Source organism: Arthrobacter sp. Y3223164, assembly GCF_059091005.1.
On the sequence record NZ_JBNHGF010000350.1, the window covers coordinates 1 to 2,876 of the forward strand.

The 2,876-nt window shown below is 69.5% G+C and carries 4 protein-coding genes; 3 read left to right on the forward strand and 1 reads right to left on the reverse strand.

Going from position 1 to position 2,876, the window contains the following annotated elements; genetic code table 11:
* From AC5RUJ_RS13845 to AC5RUJ_RS13855, 3 genes are all read left to right on the forward strand, one after another.
* On the forward strand, nucleotides 1-786 hold a 786-nt coding region (locus AC5RUJ_RS13845; protein ID WP_494156023.1), incomplete at its 5' end, for a dihydrolipoamide acetyltransferase family protein.
* An 88-nt stretch (nucleotides 787-874) separates the two neighbouring features.
* On the forward strand, nucleotides 875-1,090 hold the full coding sequence (locus AC5RUJ_RS13850) for a hypothetical protein (RefSeq protein ID WP_494128807.1): 216 nt from the start codon (nucleotides 875-877) through the stop codon (nucleotides 1,088-1,090).
* Between the two features lie 145 nt (nucleotides 1,091-1,235).
* Complete coding sequence (locus tag AC5RUJ_RS13855) at nucleotides 1,236-2,099, forward strand: MBL fold metallo-hydrolase (RefSeq protein WP_494128808.1); 864 nt, start codon at nucleotides 1,236-1,238, stop codon at nucleotides 2,097-2,099.
* A gap of 103 nt (nucleotides 2,100-2,202) precedes the next feature.
* On the opposite strand, the gene AC5RUJ_RS13860 is transcribed toward AC5RUJ_RS13855, so the two are convergent.
* Nucleotides 2,203-2,775: a GNAT family N-acetyltransferase gene (locus tag AC5RUJ_RS13860; RefSeq protein ID WP_494128809.1), complete on the reverse strand. Its 573-nt coding sequence runs from the start codon at nucleotides 2,773-2,775 to the stop codon at nucleotides 2,203-2,205.
* Nucleotides 2,776-2,876: the final 101 nt, after the last annotated feature.

Below are 2,876 nucleotides of genomic sequence, written 5' to 3' on the forward strand. Positions count from 1 at the left end.
ATGGCCGGAGCAGCGGCCCCCGCCTCCGGCCTGGCCGGAGCCCCGACGGAGGGTCGCACGGCGGGTGCAGCCGGCATCGACGCCCGTACCGGTCTGGGCATCGCCACCCGCACCCCGATGAAGGGCGTGCGGAAGACCGTGGCTCAGGCGATGTCGCGCAGCCGCAGCGAAATCCCCGAGGCCACCGTCTGGGTGGACGTGGACGCCACCGCCCTGCTGCAGATGCGCGCCGACCTCAAGCGCCGCGACCCGGAGAACACCCCGGGGCTGCTGGCCTTCATCGCGCGGTTCGTGCTGGCCGGCCTGGCCAAATATCCGGAGTTGAACACCCGGGTGGAGGGCGAGGAGATCGTCGGCTTCGACGGCGTGAACCTCGGCTTCGCCGCTCAGACCGACCGCGGTCTGATGGTGCCCAGCGTACGCAACGCCGACAGGCTCAGCGCCCGGCAGCTGGATACCGAGATCAGGCGGCTCACCGCCGTCGCCCGCGACGGCAAGGCCACGCCGGCCGAGCTGACCAGCGGCACCTTCACCCTGAACAACTACGGCGTGTTCGGCGTGGATGGCAGCGCCGCCATCATCAACTACCCCGAGGTGGCGATCCTCGGCGTCGGCCGGATCATCGACAAGCCGTGGGTGGTGGACGGGCAGCTGGCGGTCCGAAAGGTGACCGAACTGGTGCTGGCCTTCGACCACCGCGTCTGCGACGGCGGCATCGCGGGCGGTTTCCTGCGCTACGTGGCGGACGCGATCGAAAACCCCGGCAGCGTCCTCGCCGACCTGTAGCAGCTCCCCGCCGGCCGGCGCCCGATCGGCCGGCGGCAGCCCGAAATTATCCCTAGCTGGCCCGTCCCGCCGGCGCTACCCTTAGGGCATGGTCACTCTGCCAGAGGCGTACAAAAAGTACCTCTCCCGCCTGTCTGCACACCATGCCGAGGCGCTGCGGCCGGTGTTCCTCGAGTCGGCTGCCGAGGGGGAACACGGCGTGATGGTCCGTGGCATGGGCTCCAAGCATGTGCAGGCCTACGTCGACGACTCCGTGCCGTTCGGCGAGGTGCGCGAGGTGCTTCGCTCCGTTCACGATCTCTAGCGCGGGACGCTCGCCAGGAGGCCGCAGCCAGTCGGCCGCGGTCTGGTGGTTGGGTGTGCCGGAGTGGTCGGCACGGTACCGTGGCAGGATCAGGCTGCGCCGTCCGCGCGGCCGGTGTTCGACGCGACGGAGGGTGACTACCCGGATGAGCGATGCCGCCCGATCAGAGGACAAGGCCGGAGGGCCGGGGGACATGCCCGGGGAGCCCGCGGAATGCGTGCAGGTGGCACCCGGCAATTACGTGATCAAGACCCGGGAGTATCTGTTGAACTCCGGGCTGGTCGTCGGCAGGAACAAGGCCTTGGTGGTGGATACCGGTGCCGGGCCGCGGCAGGCACGGCGGATCTACGCGGCCGTACGCGCGCTGACCAAGCTGCCGCTCGTCGTCGTGAACACGCATTTCCACTTTGACCACGTCTTTGGCAACGCCTACTTCGCGGCCCAGGGCGTGCAGGACTTTTACGCCCACCGCAATTGCGCGCACGACGTCGCAGAGAACGGCGTTCTCCAGCGCGAGGCAGTCGGGGAAACGGAACCCGAAATGGCGGCCGGCGACGGGGAGCATACCGGGATCAAGATGCCCAACAAGCTGGTGGACACGGAAACCACCGTCGACCTGGGCGAGGTCAGCGTCAAGCTCTTCCATCTGGGCCGCGGCCACACCGACGGTGACCTGCTGGTCGGTTCGCCCACCACGCTTTTTGCCGGCGATCTGGTGGAGCAGGGCGCCCCGCCCGCCTTCGAAGATTCCTACCCGCGCGACTGGGTGGAAGCGCTGCGCCGGATCTCCGGGCTGCGGCACGAGTACGACGTGCTGGTGCCCGGCCACGGCCAGACCGTCAGCGACGCCTACGTGAAGAACATGTGCGAGACCATGACCCTGGCCGTCCGGATGGGGGAACAGGCCAGCCGCGACACTCCCGCAGACTCCACCAAGGCCATCCCGATCCTGCCCTACGGCCCCGTGCAGTCCCGCGCCCTGCTGCAGCGCCTCAGCGCCAACCGGTAAGGGGAGTGGCGGCGGCGAGCGGGGCACGGCGTCGGAAAGGAGTGGGGGAGCGGCGAAATGCAGTTGCGAAAGGCGTCGGGGAGCGGCGTCGGAAAGGCGTGCGTCAGCCCAGTTCCAGCCGCATGAGCACCCGCGGGAAGCCGTTTACCACCGCGTCGGTGTCTGCCGCCTTCATGAAGCCGGCCTGTTCGAAGAGCTTTCGCGTGCCGACGTAGGCCATGGTCAGGTCGACCTTCTGGCCCTCGTTGTCGACGGGGTAGCCCTCAACGGCGGGGGCACCATGCCGGCGCGCCAGGTCGACGGCGCCCGCGAGCAGATGATGCGAGATCCCCTTGCCGCGATGCCCCGGCCGCACCCGGATGCACCACGCCGACCACACATCGACGTCGTCCACGTGCGGGATCTTTCGGTTGCGCGCGAACGCCGTGTCCGCCCGGGGATGCACGGCGGCCCAGCCGACCACCTCGTCGCCGTCGTAGGCGAGCACCCCCGGCGGCGGGTCCTGCCCGCACAAGCGCTCGACGAGGGCACCTCGATCCTGGCCCCGCAACGAGGCGTTGTCTTTCGACGGAAGGCGGTAGCTGAGGCACCAGCAGACGTTCGCATCGGCGCGCTTTGGCCCCAGCATGGCTTTCACATCGCCGAAGACCGTTGCCGGACGCACCTCGATGGCCATGGGATCACACTGCCACCGCCATCCCGTGCTGGCAATGCTCCGGTCGGGCGCTGAGCAGCGCTCGGGCCCGGCCGCCGCCAATGCTCCGGGGCCCCGCCCGC